The organism is Klenkia marina (genome assembly GCF_900101025.1).
GTDB classification, from domain to species: Bacteria; Actinomycetota; Actinomycetes; order Mycobacteriales; family Geodermatophilaceae; genus Klenkia; species Klenkia marina.
In genome coordinates, this window is sequence record NZ_FMUH01000003.1 from 108,599 (window position 1) to 125,187 (window position 16,589).

The window sequence follows — 16,589 nt, forward strand, 5'->3', positions numbered from 1 at the left end:
CCATGCCGGGGGCCGCCGGCTCAGACGGTGAAGACGATCTTGCCGTTGGTGCGGCCCTCGAGCATGCGCTCGAAGCCCTCGCGGGCGTCGGCCAGCGGCAGCTCGACGTCGATCTGCGGGCGCAGGCCGGTGGTCGCGCACAGCTGCACGAGCTGCTCGAGCTCGGCCCGGGTGCCCATGGTCGAGCCCTCGACCCGCAGCTGGGTGAAGAAGACCCGGTTGAGCTCGGCCGAGGGGTCGAAACCGGTGGTCGCGCCCGAGGTGACGATGACCCCGCCGGGCTTGAGCGACTTCACGCTGTGCGACCAGGTGGCCTTGCCGACGGTCTCCATGACGGCGTCGACCCGCTCGGGCAGCCGGGCGCCGGTCTCGAAGGCCTGGTCAGCGCCGAGGGCGAGCGCGGCGGCCCGCTTCTGCTCGCTGCGCCCGGTCACCCACATGCGGTAGCCGGCGACCCGGCCCAGCGCGATCAGCGCGGTGGCGACGCCGCCGGAGGCGCCCTGCACCAGCACGGTCTGCCCCGGCTGCAGCCCGGCCTTGGTGAACAGCATCCGGTAGGCGGTGAGCCACGCGGTGGGCAGGCACGCGGCCTCGGCGAAGGACAGGTCGGCGGGCTTGGGCAGCACGTTGCGCGCCGGCACCAGCACCTGCTCGGCCAGCGTCCCCTGGTGCAGCTCCGACAGCAGCGAGCGCTTGGGGTCCAGCGTCTCGTCGCCCGACCACCCCGGGGTGCCGGTGATGACCGCGTGCACCAGCACCTCGTTGCCGTCGGCGTCCAGACCGGCGGCGTCGCAGCCCAGCGTCATCGGCATGCGCTCCGCGGGCAGGCCCACGCCGCGCAGGCTGAACAGGTCGTGGTGGTTCAGCGACGCCGCCTTCACGTCGACGGTCACCCACCCGTCACGGGCCTCGGGGGCCGGGCGGTCGCCGACCTCCAGCACGGACAGCGGGTCGTCGGCGGACGGTGTCGAGACGAAGGCAGCCAGCATGGTCCTGGAGGTTAACCAGGACTCACGGCGCCGGCACTACCGGACGACGACGGCGAACTCCCCGGCCGCCACGAACTCCCCGATCACCGGGGCGCCGGGCACCTCCCCGGCCAGCAGCAGGCCGCCGGAGGTCTGCGCGTCGGCCAGCAGCAGGCCGTCGTCCTCGCCGACGGCGGTGAGGTCGGTGTGCGGGCGCACCCAGTCGAGGTTGCGGCGGGTGCCGCCGGAGACGAAGCCGTCGGCCACCGACTGCCGGGCCCCGGCGAGGTAGGGGACGTCGGCGGCCGACACCACCGCGGTCACCCCGCTGGCCCGGGCCATCTTGTAGAGGTGGCCGAGCAGGCCGAAGCCGGTGACGTCGGTGCCGGCGCGCACACCGGCGGCCACCGCGGCCACCGAGGCCTCGGCGTTGAGCCGGGTCATGGAGTCGATGGCCTCCGGCGACGGCTCGCCGGTGGCCTTCATGCGGTTGTTCAGCGTGCCGACGCCCAGTGGCTTGGTGAGCGAGATGGCGTCGCCGGCCGCGGCCCGGTCGTTGCGGATCAGCCGGTCGAGGTCGACCAGGCCGGTGACCGCCATGCCGTAGGTGGGCTCGGGGGAGTCGATGGAGTGCCCGCCGCCCACGTGGCAGCCGGCCTCGTGCGCGACCTCGAGGCCGCCGCGCAGCACCTCGGCGGCGAGCTCTGCGGGCAGCACGTCACGGGGCCAGCCGAGCAGGTTGACCGCGACCGTCGGCGTGCCGCCCATGGCGTAGACGTCGGACAGCGCGTTGGCCGCCGCGATGCGCCCGAAGGTGTACGCGTCGTCGACGACCGGGGTGAAGAAGTCCGTGGTGAGCACCAGCCCCTGCCCGCCGGGCAGGCGGACGACGGCGGCGTCGTCCCCGTCGTCCAGGCCCACGACGAGCTCGGAGGAGGGGTCGCGCGGGCCGGTGTGCGTCAGCCCCGCCACGACCGCCTCGAGCTCGCCGGGCGGGATCTTGCAGGCGCACCCGCCGCCGTGCGCGTACTGGGTCAACCGGGTCGTCGTCACCCGGCCCAGTGAACCGGACCGGACCGGAGGGGGCAGGATCGGCAGCGAGGTCCGGGCCGGAGCCGGCGGCCGAGGACCCGCGCCACCGAGGGGACCCCGCATGCCCACGACCGACCGCGCGGTCCCGCCCGCCGAGCCGGGCACCGCCCCCACCGGGCCGGACCGACGCCGGGTGCTGCTGCTCGGCGGGGTCGCGATCGCGCTGCTGGTCGCCGGTCTGTGGTGGGCCAAGTACGGGCCCTACACCGAGAAGGTGCCGGCCGTCCTGGGCAGCCACGACCTCGGCGCCTCGATCCTCACCGGCGAGGGCGAGCAGGCCCCGCCGGTGTCGCTCGCCGCTGGGTGGGACTTCACGGTCGCCTACACCGCCGCGATCTGGAAGGCACTGGTCGTCGGCCTGGTGCTGGCCGCCGCGGTGCAGGTGCTGCTGCCGGTCACCTGGCTGCAGCGGGTGCTCGGTGCCCCGGACGCCGGTGCCGCCCGCGGGGGTCTGCGCGGCGGCTTGGCCTCGGTGCCCACCCTGATGTGCTCGTGCTGCGCCGCCCCGCTCGCCGTGGGTCTGCGGCGCGCGAAGGCGGGCACCAGCGCGGTGCTGGCGTTCTGGCTGGGCAACCCGGCGCTCAACCCGGTGGTGCTCGTCCTCTGCCTCGCCGTGCTGCCCTGGCCCTGGGCCGTGCTGCGCTTCGGGGCGGGCCTGCTCGTCGTGGTCGGCGCGGTGGCGCTCGCCGGGTGGCTGGGCCGCCGGGCGGAGGCGGACGTCGTCCCGGTCGACGTACCCGCGCCCGTGGCCGACCGGCGTCCGGTGCTCGTGCGGTTCGTGGCGACGCTGGCCGGGCTCGCCGTCCGGTTGCTGCCCGAGTACCTGGCCGTGGTGTTCGTGCTGGGCACGTTCCGCGGCGTGCTCTTCCCGGCCGACGGCGGCAGCGGGGTGGCCGCCGTCGCGGTGCTGCTGCTCCTGCTGGTCGCCGGGCTGGCGCTGCCGGTGCCCACCGGCGGCGAGGTGGCGGTCGTGTCGGCGGCGCTGGCGGCGGGGCTGGCCGCACCGTCGGCTGCGGTCCTGCTGGTGGCGCTGCCGGTGCTGAGCCTGCCCTCGCTGCTGATGGTCCGGCACGTCTTCCCGCGCCGGCTGCTCGCGGGGACGACGGCCCTGGTCGCCGTGGTGGCCCTCCTGGGTGCCGGGGTCACCGCCGTGCTGACCGTCTGATCCGCCCGTACCGTGGCCCACGGAGGCGTCAGGGTGTCTGGTGACCCCCGCGGCCTCTAAAGCCGACGTGGCCCGGTAGCCGGGTCAGGCGGGTTCGATTCCCGTCCGCCTCCGCCAACAGACCCTGGAGAGATGACGACCGACCCCCGCCGCCGGGTGCCCCGCACCGACGCGCTGCTCGCCGACCCCCGGGTCGCGGCGGGCGTCGAGCGCCTCGGGCGCGAGCTGGTGAAGTCCGTGGTGGTCGCCGTCCAGCAGCGCGTGCGCGAGGGCGGGCTCGCACCCGGGGCCGCCGCCGACGCCGTGGTCGCGGCGCTGCCCGCCTCGGCGGCCAGCCTGCACCGGGTGCTGAACGCCACCGGCGTGCTCGTGCACACCAACCTGGGCCGGGCGCCGTGGTCGCCTGCGGCGGTCGAGGCGGTCGTCGCAGCCAGCGGGACCACCGACGTCGAGCTCGACCTGGCCACGGGCCGGCGCGGGCCGCGCGGCGAGGGGGCGATCGACGCCCTGCTGGCCGCCGTCCCGGCCGCGCAGGCGGCGATCGTCGTCAACAACTGCGCGGCCGCGCTCGCCCTGGTGGCCACCTGCCTCGGCGGCGAACTGGTGGTGGCCCGTGGCGAGCTGGTCGAGATCGGGGACGGCTTCCGCATCCCCGACCTGCTGGTCTCGACCGGCGCCCGGCTGCGCGAGGTCGGGACGACGAACCGGGTCACCCGTGCCGACTACGCCGCGGCGGTGGGCCCGGACACCGGCGCGGTGCTGAAGATCCACCCCTCGAACTTCGTCGTGCGTGGCTTCACCGCAGCCGTCGAGGTGGCCGAGCTCGCGGGCATCGGCGTCCCGGTCGTGGCCGACGTCGGGTCAGGGCTGCTGCGGCCGCACCCGGCCCTGCCCGACGAGCCCGACCTGCAGACCACGCTGGCTGCCGGCGCGGACCTGGTGCTGTGCAGCGGCGACAAGCTGCTGGGCGGCCCGCAGGCCGGGTTGGTCCTGGGCCGCGCCGACCTGGTGCAGCGGCTGCGCCGGCACCCGCTCTACCGCGCGCTGCGGGTGGACAAGACGATCCTGGCCGCGCTGGAGGCCACGCTGCGCGGCCCGGTGCCCCCGGTGCACCGCATGCTCGCGACGACGACCGGCGAGCTGCGGGCCCGAGCCGAGGCGGTCGTCGCCGCGCTGGGCGGCGACGCGCACGTGGTCGAGGCGAGCGCGCGGGTCGGCGGTGGCGGGGCCCCGGAGTTCGAGCTGCCCAGCGTCGCCGTCGCGCTGCCCGCGTCGTTCGCCGAGCCGCTGCGGCACGGCGCGCCCCCGGTGGTCGGCTACCTGGCCGACGGGCGCACCCTGCTCGACCTGCGCAGCCTCGACCCCGCCGACGACGAGGCGCTGGTGGAGGCGGTCCGGGCGTGCAGGTGATCGCCACCGCCGGGCACGTCGACCACGGCAAGACCTCGCTGGTCACCGCGCTGACCGGCATGCAGCCCGACCGCCTCGAGGAGGAGCGCCGCCGCGGGCTGACCATCGACCTCGGCTTCGCCTGGACCACGCTCACCTCGGGCCGCACCGTCGCCGTCGTCGATGTCCCGGGGCACGAGAAGTTCGTCGGCACCATGCTCGCCGGGGTCGGCTCGGTGCCGGCGGCGCTGGTCGTGGTGGCCGCCGACGACGGCTGGTCCGCCCAGACCGCCGAGCACGTCGCCGTCCTCGACGCCCTCGGCGTGCGGCACGGGTTGCTGGTGGTCACGAAGTCCGACCTCGCCGACCCGGCTCCGGTGCTGGCCGACGTGCGTGAGCGGCTGGCGCAGACCTCGCTGGGCGAGGTGCCGGGGGTGGCGGCCAGCTCGCGCACCGGCGACGGCGTCCCGGCGGTGGCCGCCGCGCTGGAGGAGCTGCTCGCCGGCCTGCCCGCCCCGGACACCGTCGCGCCCGTGCGGCTGTGGGTGGACCGCGCGTTCACCATCCGCGGCGCCGGCACCGTCGTCACCGGCACCCTGGCGGCGGGCACCGTGCGCGCCGGTGACCGGTTCGACCTCGGCGGCCGGGAGGTCGTGGTGCGGGGGCTGCAGTCGCTGGGCGAGCCGGTCGAGCAGGCCGCGGCGACCGCCCGGGTGGCGCTGAACCTGCGCGGCGTCGCGGTCGAGGAGATCTCCCGGGGCGACGCGCTGCTGACGCCCGGGGCGTTCCGGGACACCGCCGAGCTCGACGTCGTCCTCGTGCGTCCGGCCGAGCGGCTGCCCGCCGAGCTCGTGGTGCACATCGGCTCGGCGACCGTCGCGGCCAGGGTGCGGCCGCTGGACGACGCCGCGGTGCGGTTGCGGCTGGCCCACCCGCTGCCGCTGCGGGTGGGGGACCGGCTGCTGCTGCGCGACCCCGGCACCCGCACGGTGCACGGCGCCGACGTCCGGGACGTCGACCCGCCCGAGCTGCACCGGCGGGGCGCCGCCCGGGCCCGGGCCGCCGATCTCGCCGCGGGCGGGGGAGCGCTGGCCGACCTCGCCCGCCGGCGCGTGGTGCTGCGCGCGGAGTTCGTCGCGATGGGTTGGTCGGTGCCTGCCGAGGCCACCGCGGTCGGCCGCTGGTTGCTCGCCCCCGGCCTGGCCGACGAGCTGGCCGCCCGGGTGCCCGCGGTGGTCGCCCGCTACCGGCAGCTGCGCCCGCTGGAGCCCGGCCCACCGGTCGCCGTGCTGCGCAGTGCGCTCGAGCTGCCCGACGTCGAGCTGGTCGCCGGGCTGGTCCGCGCCCCGCTGCAGCTGCGCGACGGGCGGGTGGTCGCCGAGGGCGGCCTGCCCGAACCGGTCCAGCGTGCGGTGTCGGCGGTCCTCGCCCGGCTGGCCGAGCAGCCCTTCGCCGCCCCGGACGCCGAGGAGCTGGCCGCCGCCGGGCTCGGTCCGCGCGAGCTGGCGGCCGCGGTGCGCGACGGCCAGCTGGTGCGCATCGCCGAGGGCGTCGTGCTGGCTCCCGGCGTCGAGGAGCGGGCCCGGCGGGCGCTCGCCGGCATCGCGCAGCCGTTCACGCTGAGCCAGGCGCGGCAGGCCTGGGGGACGTCGCGCCGCGTCGCCGTCCCGCTGGCCGAGTGGCTCGACGCCCGTGGCGTCACCGAGCGCCTCCCCGACGCCACCCGCCGCCTGCGCTGACCGCGGTCGCGACCTCCGTCAGGGCAACGGGCCGCCGAGGTAGGTGGCGCGGGTGGTCTCGCCGAGGGTCTCGCGGCGTTCGCGGTCGGCGTCCACCGGCCACTGCGAGGTGTCGGTGGTCTCCACCCACTCGTCGGGCTGCGGCCCGTCGGGCAGGACGGTGAAGCGGCTGCGGTCGGGCTCGCTCATGCCCGCAGGGTCCCGCCGGGCCGTCGTCGGGGCAAGCCTCAGCCCTGGGGCACCCAGGACGCCGGGCGCTTCTCGCGGAACGCGGCGATGCCCTCCTGGCCCTCGGCGGAGGCGAAGAACCGGGCCGAGGTCTCCAGCAGGGGCGCGAAGTCGAGCTCCGATCGGAGCAGCCGCTTGGTCTCGGCCAGCGCGGCCGGGGCGCCGGCGGCCAGCGCGGTCACCTGGGCCTCGACGGTCGCGGACACGTCGTCGTCGGCGACCGCGAGGTCGACCAGACCCGTGGCCTGCGCGGTCGCGGCGTCGAACACCTCACCGGTCAGCATCAGCCGGTGCACGGCGTTGGCGTGCATGCGCGGCCGGCACACCGCGGAGATGACGGCCGGGACCACGCCGATGCGCACCTCGGCGAACCCGAAGGTGGCCGAGGCGCCCGCGACCACGACGTCGCAGGCGGCCAGCAGGCCCACCCCGCCCGCCCGGGCCGGGCCGCGGACGGCGGCCAGCACCGGCTTGGGCGAGTGCCAGATCGTCGACAGCAGGTCGGGGAACTCGTTCACCCCCTGGTCGGCCGCGGCGCCGCCCGCGGCCTCGGAGAGGTCCATGCCGGAGCAGAAGACCCGGCCGGTGTGGTCGAGGACCACCACGCGGACGGCGTCGTCGGCCAGCGCGGCGGCGAGGGCGTCGCGCAGCTGGGCGCGCATGGCGCGGGAGAGCGCGTTGCGGTTGGCGGGGGAGTCGAGGGTGAGGGTGGCGACACCGCGGGACACCTCGACGTGGAGCACCGAGTCGGTCACGGCACCCATCCTGCACCGGCCGTGGACACTGGGTGCAGCGATGACCACGACCCTCCCCATCCTCGGCCAGACCCCGGTGCTCCCGGCGGGCCCGCAGATGCTCGACGACGCGGCCCGGGCGACGGTGCACGGCACCCCGTTCGGGCTCTACGTGCACGTGCCGTTCTGCGCCACGCGCTGCGGCTACTGCGACTTCAACACCTACACCTCCGACGAGCTCGGCCCCGGCGCCAACCGCAGCGAGTACGCGGCCACCGCGATCGCCGAGCTCGAGCTGGCTGCCCGGGTGCTGGGCCCCGAGCCGCCCGAGATCAGCACCGTGTTCGTCGGCGGCGGCACCCCGACGCTGCTGCCGGCGGCCGACCTGGTCGCCGTCCTCGCCCGGGCCCGCGAGCTGTTCCCGGTGGCGGCCGACGTCGAGGTCACCACCGAGGCCAACCCCGAGTCGGTGACACCCGAGTCGCTGGACGTGCTGCGCGCGGGCGGGTTCACCCGCATCAGCCTGGGCATGCAGTCGGCCGCGCCGCACGTCCTCGCCGTCCTCGACCGCCGGCACACCCCCGGCCGGGCCGCCGAGGCCGCCCGCGAGGCCCGCGGCGCCGGGTTCGAGCACGTCAACCTGGACCTGATCTACGGCGCGCCGGGGGAGACCGACGCCGACTGGGACCTCTCGCTGCAGGCCGTCCTCGACGCCCCGGTCGACCACGTCAGCGCCTACGCCCTCATCGTCGAGCAGGGCACCAAGCTCGCCCGCCGGGTGGCCCGCGGCGAGCTGCCGATGCCCGACGACGACGTCCTGGCCGACCGCTACGAGCAGGCCGACCGGGTGCTGCGCGGCGCCGGGCTCGAGTGGTACGAGGTCTCCAACTGGGCCACCGACCGGGCCGCCCGCTGCCGGCACAACGAGCTGTACTGGGCCAACGCGCACTGGTGGGGCATCGGGCCGGGCGCGCACAGCCACGTCGGCGGCCTGCGCTGGTGGAACGTCAAGCACCCCGCCGCCTACGCCGGTCGCCTCGCCGCCGGTGAGCACCCCGCCGCCGGTGCCGAGCGACTGACGCCCGAGGACGTCGCCCTGGAGACCGTGATGCTCGGCCTGCGGCTGCGCGACGGCCTGCCGCTGTCTGCGCTGTCGGACGTCGGTCGCGCCCGGGCCGAGCACGCCGTCGCCCGCGGGCTGCTCGAGCCCGCCGCCCACGCGGCCGGCCGCGCCGTCCTCACCGACCGGGGGCGCCTGCTGGCCGACGCCCTGGTCCGCGACCTCACGGACTGAGGTTCGAGGAGCGGGGCCCGGAGGGTCTCGGACGAGGACCTCGACCCCGTCCCGACGACGGGAGGCCGCGAGGCACGAGTGCCCTCCCGAGGAGGGAGCAGCGTCGCTCGTCGCCGCGGGGGAACGGCTCCTGGACGCGGTGTGGTCCGGAGGACCACGATGTGCCCGTGCGGCACCGCTACGACATCCTGACCCGGATCACCGCGATGGACCCCGTGCGCGACCACCTCGCGGTCCACCGGCTCACGGCGACGCACGAGTTCCCGTGGGACATGAACCAGGCGCTCAGCTTCGCCCTGTTCCGCACGTACGCCGTGCCGAGCATCGGGGAGCTGCTGGCGCGGACGGGGGAGTTCACCGAGCGGGTGCAGAAGCGCTACGACGACACCGGGTTGATCCTCGACGCCGTCCTCGAGCACGGGCCGGACTCGGCCACCGGCAAGGCCGCGATCCGGCGGATGAACCAGATGCACCGGTCGTACGAGATCAGCGACGACGACATGCGCTACGTGCTGTGCACCTTCGTGATCACCCCGATCCGCTGGATGGACGCCTACGCCTGGCGGCCGATGAGCGGCGTGGAGAAGATCGCCAGCGCCGAGTACTACAAGGCGCTCGGCACGCGCATGGGCATCAAGGGCATCCCGGACACCTGGCAGGAGTTCGCCCGGGTGCACGACGCCTACGAGGCCGACCACTTCGCGTTCAGCGAGGGCGGCCGGGCCGTCGCGGACGCCACGCTCGCGCTGCTGGGCACCTTCCCGCCGCACGACAAGCTACCGGCGGCCGTCGTCCGGCAGACCTCGTTCGCGCTCATGGACGACGCCCTGCTCGCCGCCTTCCGCTACCCGCAGCCGAACCCCGTGCTGGCCGCCACCACCCGGGCCGGGCTGCGGGCGCGCGGGCGGGCCCTGCGCTTCGCCGCGCCGCGCACCGAGCCCTTCTACGCCCGGCAGCTGCCGACCATCCGCAGCTACCCCGACGGCTACGACGTGAGCGCGCTCGGCACGTTCCCCACCGGCTGCCCGGTCCCGCACTGATCAGGCGTGCAGGGCGGCGAGGATGCCCTCGCCGTAGCGCTCGAGCTTGGCCGCGCCCACGCCGCTGATCGAGCCCAGCGCCGCGACGTCCACGGGCTGCTCGGTGGCGATCTGCCGCAGCGTCGCGTCGTGGAAGACCACGTATGCGGGCACGCCCTGCTCCTTCGCCGTCGCCGCCCGCCAGGCGCGCAGCCGCTCGAACGCCGGTGCCGCCTCCGCGGGCAGGTCGACCGCTGCCTTGGCGGCCTTGCCGGTGCGCCCACGGGCCACCCGCTCGGGCTCTCGGCGCATCGGCACCGACTGCTCGCGGCGCAGCACCGGCCCGCTGGCCTCGCTGAGCGCCAGCGTGCCGTACTCGCCCTGCACGGCCAGCAGCCCCAGCGCCAGCAGCTGCCGCACGACCCCGCGCCACTGCTGCTCGGACAGGTCGGCGCCGATGCCGAAGGTGCTGAGCTGGTCGTGGGCGTGCTGCACCACCTTCTCGGTGCGCTTGCCCAGCAGGATGTCGATCGACTGGCCCGCCCCGAACGACTGGCCGCGCTCGCGCTGCAGCCGCAGCACCGTCGACAGCAGCATCTGGGCCGGGATCGTGGCGTCCCACGTCTCCGGCGGCACCAGGCAGGTGTCGCAGTTGCCGCAGGGCTCGCTCTGCTGCCCGAAGTGCGCGAGCAGACGCACCCGCCGGCACTCGACCGTCTCGCAGAGGGCGAGCATCGCGTCGAGCTGCGCGGCGAGCATGCGGCGGTGCGCGAGGTCGCCCTCGGACCCCTCGATCATCTTGCGCTGCTGGACGACGTCGGCCAGGCCGTAGGCCAGCCAGGCCGTGGAGGGCAGGCCGTCGCGGCCGGCCCGGCCGGTCTCCTGGTAGTAGCCCTCGACCGACTTCGGCAGGTCCAGGTGCGCCACGAACCGGACGTCGGGCTTGTCGATGCCCATGCCGAACGCGATGGTCGCCACCATCACCAGGCCGTCCTCGCGCAGGAACCGCGACTGGTTGGTCGCTCGGGTGCGCTGGTCGAGCCCGGCGTGGTACGGCAGCGCCGGGATGCCGTTCTTCACCAGGAACTCGGCGGTGGTCTCGACCGAGGACCGCGACAGGCAGTAGACGATGCCGGCGTCGCCGGGGTGCTCGGTGCGCAGCAGGTCCAGCAGCTGCTTGCGGGGCTCGTTCTTCGGCGCGATGCGGTACTGGATGTTGGGCCGGTCGAAGCCCGCGACCACGTGGAGAGCGTCGTCGAGCTGCAGCCGGGTGCTGATCTCCGCATGCGTGCGCGGGGTCGCCGTCGCCGTCAGCGCCACCCGGGGGACGTCGGGCCACTTCTCGTGCAGCATCGACAGGCCCAGGTAGTCGGGCCGGAAGTCGTGCCCCCACTGGGCCACGCAGTGCGCCTCGTCGATGGCGAACAGCGCGATGCGGCCCCGCTCGAGCAGCCGGGCCGTGCGCGACTCCCCGCCGCCCAGCGACTCGGGCGCGACGTAGAGCAGGTCGAGCTCCTCGGCGAGGAAGGCCTGCTCGACGGCCCGGCGCTCGTCGGGGTCCTGGCTGGAGTTCAGGAACCCGGCCCGCACGCCGAGCGCGGTCAACGCGTCGACCTGGTCCTGCATGAGCGCGATGAGCGGGGACACGACCACGCCGACGCCGTCGCGCAGCAGCGCCGGCACCTGGTAGCAGAGCGACTTGCCGCCGCCGGTGGGCATGAGCACCAGCGCGTCGCCGCCGGCCGCGACGTGCTCGACCACCTGCTGCTGCGGGCCGCGGAAGCTGTCGTAGCCGAACACCCGGCTGAGCACGTCGAGCGCGGGGGCGGTCACGCAGTCGAGGGTAGGGGCGCGGATCTGACATCCGTCAGGGCCTGTGGACGACGTCCGGCACTACAGCCGGGGCGCCGCGCTGACCAGGCTGGACGCATGACACCGGCACTGGAGATCCGCGGGCTGACGGTCCGCTACGGCGGCACCACCGCCGTCCACGACCTGGACCTCAGCATCGCCCGCGGCGAGACGGTGGCCCTGCTGGGCACCAACGGCGCGGGCAAGTCCTCGACCGTCAACGCCGCGCTCGGGCTCTTCCGCCCGAGCGCCGGCACCGTGCAGCTGCTGGGCCGCGAGCCGCTGGCCGCCGTCCGCTCCGGCGGGGTCGGCGCGATGCTGCAGCACGGCGGGCTGCCCAGCGAGTCGCGGGTGGGCGAGGTGCTCCGGCTGGTCGCCGGCCGCTACGCCGACCCGTGGCCCCTGGCCGACCTCGTCACGACCACCGGCATCGACGGCCTGCTCGACCGGCGCACCGAGCAGCTCTCGGGCGGGCAGCGCCAGCGCGTGCTGCTGGCCCTCGCGCTGGCCGGCACGCCGCCGCTGCTCGTGCTCGACGAGCCCACCAGCGCCATGGACGTCGAGGGCCGGCAGGCCTTCTGGACGACGATGCGCGACCTCGCCGACCGCGGGCACACCGTCGTGTTCGCCACCCACCACCTCGCCGAGGCCGACGCCGTCGCCGACCGCGTGGTCGTGGTGGACGCCGGCCGCGTGGTCGCCGACGGCAGCTCGGCGCAGATCAAGTCCCGCATCGCCGGGCGCACCGTCCGGTTCGGCTGCACCGACCGTGCCGGGCTGGCCGAGCTGCCCGGCGTCACCTCCGTCCGCGGCTCCGGCGACCTGGTCGAGCTGGCCACCACCGACGCCGAGGCCACCCTGCGCGCCCTGCTCACCACCCGCGACCGCCTGCCCGACCTCGAGGTGGCCGGCGCCAGCCTCGAGCAGGCCTTCCTCACCCTCACCGGAGGCACGAAGTGACCGCCCTGCTGACCTTCCAGCTCCGCCGCGTGCTCCGCTCCTGGGAGTACCTGTTCTTCACCGTCGTGCTGCCGGCACTGTTCACGGTCTTCTTCACCAAGGTGTTCGGCGGCCAGGCCGGCAGCGGCGCCGAGTACCAGGACTACGCCCGCACCTACATGGTCTCGATGATGGCCTACGGCGGGCTCGGCGCCGCCCTGGGCGCGACCATCCGGCTCTCGTTCGACCGGGCCTCCGGGTGGCTGCGCCAGCTGCGCGTACTGCCCGTGCCCGCACGCGACGTGGTCGTCGTCGACATCGCCGTCGGCATGCTGCTCGTCCTGCCGAGCCTGGTCGTCGTCGCCCTGGTCGGCCGGTTCGTCAACGGCGTCCAGCTGGGGCTGGGCACCTGGGTCGGGCTGGTCGCCGCGCTGTGGCTCGGGTCGGCGGCGTTCGTGGCCCTGGGCATGCTGCTGGGCCTGGCGCTGGAGCAGAAGGCGGCCGGTGCCGCGATGGGCATCGTGTCGGTGGTGCTGGCCGCGCTGGGCGGGTTGTGGATCCCCGTCGAGGTCTTCCCGGCCGGGTTCCGCACGGTGGCGCAGGCGACGCCGTCCTACTGGTACGCCGAGCTCGGCCGCGGGGTGGTCGGGGACGGCGGCACGGTGCTGCCGGTGCTGGCGCTCGCCGGGTTCGCCGCGGTGTTCGCGCTGGCCGCGCTGGCCGTCGGCGCACGGCGCCCGCTGCACGCCGTCGCCGGCTGAGCGGGGAGACTGGCGCCGTGGAGCCCGTCGTCCCCGCCCGCCCGGTGCTCTGGCGGCGCCTGGCCTGGTCCGTGCCGTGGCTGGTGTTCCAGGTCTTCCCGGTGCTCGACCTGGTGCTGACCCCCCGGCCGCCGGCGCTGCAGGTGCTCATCGGGGCGGCGCTCGTGGCGTTCACCGTCGCCTACATGAGCGTGCTGGCCCGGTTCGCCGACGCCCGCGGGGTCCGGCCGGACTTCGTCGTCGTGGTGCTGCTGGCGCTGGCGCTGTCGGCCGGGTTCGGCACCAGCTACGCGGGCCTGTGGATCTACGTCTCCGCCGCCGCGGCGGCGAGCCTGGCCGAGCGCCTGGTCTGGCCGGTCACCGGGGCCGCGACGCTGGCCTCGGCGGTGGTGATCGTGTCCTACCAGGACTGGACGTCGCTCTTCCTGCCCATCCTCTGCCCGCTCACGGCGGCCACGCTCTGGGGCACCCGGCACCTGCTCACCATCAACGCCGAGCTCACCGCGGCCCGCGAGGAGCTGGCCCGCAACGCCGTCGCCGAGGAGCGCATGCGGTTCGCCCGCGACCTGCACGACCTGCTGGGGCACTCGTTGTCGCTCATCGCGCTCAAGAGCGAGCTCGCCCGCCGGCTGGCTCCGGTCGACGGCGACCGTGCCGCCGCCGAGATGGCCGACGTCGAGGACGCCGCCCGCCGTGCGCTGGCCGAGGTGCGCGAGGCGGTCAGCGGCTACCGGCAGGTCAGCTGCGGGCAGGCGCTGGCCGAGGCGCGGTCCGCGCTGTCGGGCGCGGGCATCGCCTTCGGCGGGCCCGAGCGGGTGCCCGCCCTCCCGGGCACCGTCGACGCGGCGCTGGGCTGGGTGGTGCGCGAGGCCACCACGAACGTGCTGCGGCACAGCGGGGCGTCGGCGGTGACCGTCGAGCTCGTCGACGACGGCACGGAGGTGCAGCTGGTGGTCGCCGACGACGGCCGCGGCCCCACCGACGCCACCGCCCCCGGCTCGGGGCTCACGGGTCTGCGCGAGCGGGTCGGCGCCGTCGGCGGGTCGCTGACCGGTGGCGCCGGGCCCCGCGGCGGGTGGCGGCTGACCGCCGTCGTGCCGTTGGTGCCCGCCCCGGCACCGGCCGAGGTGACCGCGTGATCCGGGTGCTGCTGGCCGAGGACCAGCAGCTCGTGCGCGGTGCGCTGCGCGCGTTGCTGGAGCTGGAGGAGGACATCACCGTCGTCGCCGACGTCGGCCGCGGCGACCTGGTGCTGGCCGCCGCCCACGAGCACGCCCCCGACGTCGCCGTGATGGACATCGAGATGCCCGGCTGCGACGGCATCGAGGCCGCCCGCGGCCTGGCCCGTGAGCTGCCCGCGGTCAAGGCCGTCATCCTCACGACCTTCGGCCGGCCCGGGTTCCTGCGCCGGGCGATGGAGGTGGGCGCGCAGGGCTTCCTGGTCAAGGACTCACCCGTCGCCGAGCTCGCCGCCGCGATCCGCTCGGTCGTGGCGGGGGAGCGGGTCATCGACCGCGACCTGGCCGCCGCCGCGCTGGCCCTGGGCTCCTCGCCCTTGTCGGCGCGGGAGGCCGACGTGCTGCGGGCCGCGGCCGACGGCGCGACGGTGGCCGACATCGCCGGCCGGCTGTTCCTGTCCGAGGGCACGGTGCGCAACTACCTGTCCAACGCCATCGGGAAGACCGGCGCCCGCACGAGGGTCGAGGCCGCGCGGGTGGCTGCCGACAAGGGCTGGCTCTAGCCCCGCCCCGGCCGTGAGCCCGGGGTGCACCAGCTCCGACGAGCCGCGTGCACCCTCCTGCGCCGACAACGCCCCAGGGGGGTGCACGTTCGTCGTCCCACCTGGCCCACGCCGAGCCGGAGGCGGCGGGGCTCAGGCGCCGGGCATCAGGGAGTCGAGGTCCAGCACGCGCACGTGGATGACGTTGCGCTGCTGCAGGGCCGCACGCAGGGCGCGGTGCAGGCCGTCCTCGAGGAACATCTCGCGGTGCCACTGCACGGCGTGCGGGAACAGGTCGCCGTAGAAGGTGGAGTCGTCGGCGAGCAGGGCGTCCAGCTCGAGCGTGCGCTTGGTGGTGACCAGCTGGTCGAGCCGGATCTGGCGGGGCGGGATCATCGCCCAGTCCCGCGTCGAGAAGCCGTGGTCGGGGTAGGGACGCCCGTCGCGCACCGCCTTGAAGATCAGTGCCCGGCTCCCCTCAGACCCGACCCCGGGGACCCGGGGCGCTCCGCCGCGACCCACCCTAGTGGGGCCCGGCCGGGGTCGGAGGTGCGGGACGCGGTGCGTGTCCGGTCGTATGCTGATCGTTGGCACTCGGGATCGGTGAGTGCCAGTCGTCGGTCGGTACGGGAGGTGCGGGATGGCCCACGAGGACCGTCGTCTGCAGGTCCTGCGGGCGATCGTGCAGGACTACGTGTCCACCAACGACCCGGTGGGGTCCAAGGCCCTGGCCGCCCGGCACGACCTCGGCGTCTCCCCGGCCACCATCCGCAACGACATGGCGGTGCTGGAGGAGGAGGGCTACATCACCCAGCCGCACACCAGTGCCGGCCGGGTGCCCACAGACAAGGGCTACCGCTTCTTCGTCGACCGGCTCTCGCAGGTCAAGCCGTTGTCGGTGGCCGAGCGGCGGGCCATCGAGCGCTTCCTCGACGGCGCGCTCGACCTCGACGACGTGCTCAGCCGCACGGTGCGCCTGCTGGCCCAGCTCACCCGCAACGTCGCGGTGATCCAGTACCCCACGCTGTCGCGCTCGGCGGTCCGGCACCTCGAGGTCGTGCAGCTGGCGGCCAACCGGCTGCTCGTCGTCCTCATCACCGACACCGGTCGGGTCGAGCAGCGGGTGGTCGAGATCCCGCCGGTCACCGACGCCCCCGCCGGCGTCGACCCCGTGGCCGAGCTGCGCACCCTGCTCAACGCCGCCTTCGTCGGCGCCAAGCTGGCCGAGGCCGGTGTGAAGGTCGCCGACCTCCTCGACACCGCCCCGGCCCACCTGCGCGGGCTGGTGGCCGCGGTCAGCGCGACGCTGGTCGAGACCCTCGCCGAGCCGGGTGAGGACCGCCTGCTCGTCGGCGGCACCGCCAACCTCACCCGCGGCGGGGCACTGGACTTCCCCGGCACCCTGCGCCCGCTCCTCGAGGCCCTCGAGGAGCAGGTCGTGGTGCTGCGGCTGATGGGCGAGGTCGACCCGGGCCACGTGCTGGTCCGGATCGGCGAGGAGAACGCCCACGAGGGGTTCACCGGCGCGTCGCTGGTCTCCGTGGGCTACGGGTCGGCCGGCAGCGCCGACCTCGCACTCGGGGGCCTCGGCGTCGTGGGCCCCACCCGCATGGACTACCCCGGGACCATGGCCGCGGTGCGCGCCGTGGCCCGCTACGTCGGCCAACTGCTGGCCGAGAGCTGAGGACTG

The 16,589-nt window shown here is 75.6% G+C and carries 16 protein-coding genes and 1 tRNA gene; 11 read left to right on the forward strand and 6 right to left on the reverse strand.

Translation table 11 applies throughout. From position 1 onward, the window contains the following. Positions 1 to 20: 20 nt before the first annotated feature. Positions 21 to 989, reverse strand: coding sequence for a zinc-binding dehydrogenase (locus tag BLP29_RS10130; RefSeq protein ID WP_092803605.1), 969 nt, complete (start codon positions 987 to 989; stop codon positions 21 to 23). A gap of 36 nt (positions 990 to 1,025) precedes the next feature. Beyond that, positions 1,026 to 2,021, reverse strand: coding sequence for a selenide, water dikinase SelD (gene selD / locus BLP29_RS10135; RefSeq protein WP_243469849.1), 996 nt, complete (start codon positions 2,019 to 2,021; stop codon positions 1,026 to 1,028). A gap of 100 nt (positions 2,022 to 2,121) precedes the next feature. Here selD and BLP29_RS10140 point away from each other — a divergent pair, with 100 nt between their 5' ends. From BLP29_RS10140 to selB, 4 genes are all read left to right on the forward strand, one after another. After that, complete coding sequence (locus tag BLP29_RS10140; RefSeq protein ID WP_092803611.1) at positions 2,122 to 3,225, forward strand: permease; 1,104 nt, start codon at positions 2,122 to 2,124, stop codon at positions 3,223 to 3,225. A 21-nt stretch (positions 3,226 to 3,246) separates the two neighbouring features. Next, positions 3,247 to 3,342 (forward strand) — tRNA-OTHER (locus BLP29_RS20995). A gap of 15 nt (positions 3,343 to 3,357) precedes the next feature. Further along, positions 3,358 to 4,635 carry an L-seryl-tRNA(Sec) selenium transferase gene (gene selA / locus BLP29_RS10145; protein ID WP_092803614.1) on the forward strand — a complete coding sequence of 426 codons (1,278 nt, stop codon included), beginning with the start codon at positions 3,358 to 3,360 and terminating at the stop codon, positions 4,633 to 4,635. Next, the gene (selB, locus tag BLP29_RS10150; protein WP_092803617.1) at positions 4,626 to 6,353 is read left to right on the forward strand and encodes a selenocysteine-specific translation elongation factor; all 1,728 of its coding nucleotides are present in this window, start codon (positions 4,626 to 4,628) and stop codon (positions 6,351 to 6,353) included. Before selA ends, selB begins: the two co-directional genes overlap by 10 nt. An 18-nt stretch (positions 6,354 to 6,371) precedes the next feature. Here selB and BLP29_RS21000 read toward each other — a convergent pair whose 3' ends face one another. Next, the gene (locus BLP29_RS21000; RefSeq protein ID WP_165839349.1) at positions 6,372 to 6,542 is read right to left on the reverse strand and encodes a hypothetical protein; all 171 of its coding nucleotides are present in this window, start codon (positions 6,540 to 6,542) and stop codon (positions 6,372 to 6,374) included. A gap of 38 nt (positions 6,543 to 6,580) precedes the next feature. Next, positions 6,581 to 7,336, reverse strand: a complete 756-nt coding sequence (locus tag BLP29_RS10155; RefSeq protein WP_092804782.1) for an enoyl-CoA hydratase-related protein — start codon at positions 7,334 to 7,336, stop codon at positions 6,581 to 6,583. Positions 7,337 to 7,376: 40 nt separating this feature from the next. Here BLP29_RS10155 and hemW point away from each other — a divergent pair, with 40 nt between their 5' ends. After that, positions 7,377 to 8,609, forward strand: a complete 1,233-nt coding sequence (gene hemW, locus BLP29_RS10160) for a radical SAM family heme chaperone HemW (protein WP_207798420.1) — start codon at positions 7,377 to 7,379, stop codon at positions 8,607 to 8,609. A gap of 167 nt (positions 8,610 to 8,776) precedes the next feature. Further along, a complete protein-coding gene (locus tag BLP29_RS10165; RefSeq protein ID WP_165839350.1) occupies positions 8,777 to 9,649 on the forward strand; it encodes an oxygenase MpaB family protein in 873 nt (290 codons plus the stop codon). On the opposite strand, the gene recQ is transcribed toward BLP29_RS10165, so the two are convergent. Then, a complete protein-coding gene (gene recQ / locus BLP29_RS10170; protein WP_207798421.1) occupies positions 9,650 to 11,461 on the reverse strand; it encodes a DNA helicase RecQ in 1,812 nt (603 codons plus the stop codon). It lies immediately after the preceding gene. A 96-nt stretch (positions 11,462 to 11,557) separates the two neighbouring features. Between recQ and BLP29_RS10175 the strand changes: the two genes are divergently transcribed. The 4 genes from BLP29_RS10175 to BLP29_RS10190 are packed head-to-tail and all read left to right on the forward strand — an operon-like array spanning position 11,558 to position 14,920. Continuing rightward, the gene (locus tag BLP29_RS10175; protein ID WP_092803623.1) at positions 11,558 to 12,439 is read left to right on the forward strand and encodes an ABC transporter ATP-binding protein; all 882 of its coding nucleotides are present in this window, start codon (positions 11,558 to 11,560) and stop codon (positions 12,437 to 12,439) included. Beyond that, positions 12,436 to 13,179 carry an ABC transporter permease gene (locus BLP29_RS10180; protein WP_092803626.1) on the forward strand — a complete coding sequence of 248 codons (744 nt, stop codon included), beginning with the start codon at positions 12,436 to 12,438 and terminating at the stop codon, positions 13,177 to 13,179. The genes BLP29_RS10175 and BLP29_RS10180 overlap by 4 nt, the downstream gene beginning before the upstream one ends. A 17-nt stretch (positions 13,180 to 13,196) precedes the next feature. Beyond that, complete coding sequence (locus tag BLP29_RS10185) at positions 13,197 to 14,318, forward strand: sensor histidine kinase (RefSeq protein ID WP_092803629.1); 1,122 nt, start codon at positions 13,197 to 13,199, stop codon at positions 14,316 to 14,318. Continuing rightward, complete coding sequence (locus tag BLP29_RS10190) at positions 14,315 to 14,920, forward strand: response regulator transcription factor (RefSeq protein WP_092803632.1); 606 nt, start codon at positions 14,315 to 14,317, stop codon at positions 14,918 to 14,920. The genes BLP29_RS10185 and BLP29_RS10190 overlap by 4 nt, the downstream gene beginning before the upstream one ends. A gap of 132 nt (positions 14,921 to 15,052) precedes the next feature. Here the strand turns inward: BLP29_RS10190 and BLP29_RS10195 are convergent, their stop codons facing one another. Next, a complete protein-coding gene (locus BLP29_RS10195) occupies positions 15,053 to 15,493 on the reverse strand; it encodes a type II toxin-antitoxin system VapB family antitoxin (protein WP_481268994.1) in 441 nt (146 codons plus the stop codon). A gap of 46 nt (positions 15,494 to 15,539) precedes the next feature. Here BLP29_RS10195 and hrcA point away from each other — a divergent pair, with 46 nt between their 5' ends. Next, a complete protein-coding gene (gene hrcA / locus BLP29_RS10200; RefSeq protein WP_092803635.1) occupies positions 15,540 to 16,583 on the forward strand; it encodes a heat-inducible transcriptional repressor HrcA in 1,044 nt (347 codons plus the stop codon). Positions 16,584 to 16,589 lie beyond the last annotated feature (6 nt).

Excerpts from the sequence above, each read along its gene's own strand:
- BLP29_RS10130 (WP_092803605.1), bottom strand. The coding sequence starts at position 989 with ATGCTGGCTGCCTTCGTCTCGACACCGTCCGCCGACGACCCGCTGTCC.
- BLP29_RS10140 (WP_092803611.1), top strand. The coding sequence starts at position 2,122 with ATGCCCACGACCGACCGCGCGGTCCCGCCCGCCGAGCCGGGCACCGCC.
- selA (WP_092803614.1), top strand. The coding sequence starts at position 3,358 with ATGACGACCGACCCCCGCCGCCGGGTGCCCCGCACCGACGCGCTGCTC.
- BLP29_RS21000 (WP_165839349.1), bottom strand. The coding sequence starts at position 6,542 with ATGAGCGAGCCCGACCGCAGCCGCTTCACCGTCCTGCCCGACGGGCCG.
- hemW (WP_207798420.1), top strand. The coding sequence starts at position 7,377 with ATGACCACGACCCTCCCCATCCTCGGCCAGACCCCGGTGCTCCCGGCG.
- BLP29_RS10175 (WP_092803623.1), top strand. The coding sequence starts at position 11,558 with ATGACACCGGCACTGGAGATCCGCGGGCTGACGGTCCGCTACGGCGGC.
- hrcA (WP_092803635.1), top strand. The coding sequence starts at position 15,540 with ATGGCCCACGAGGACCGTCGTCTGCAGGTCCTGCGGGCGATCGTGCAG.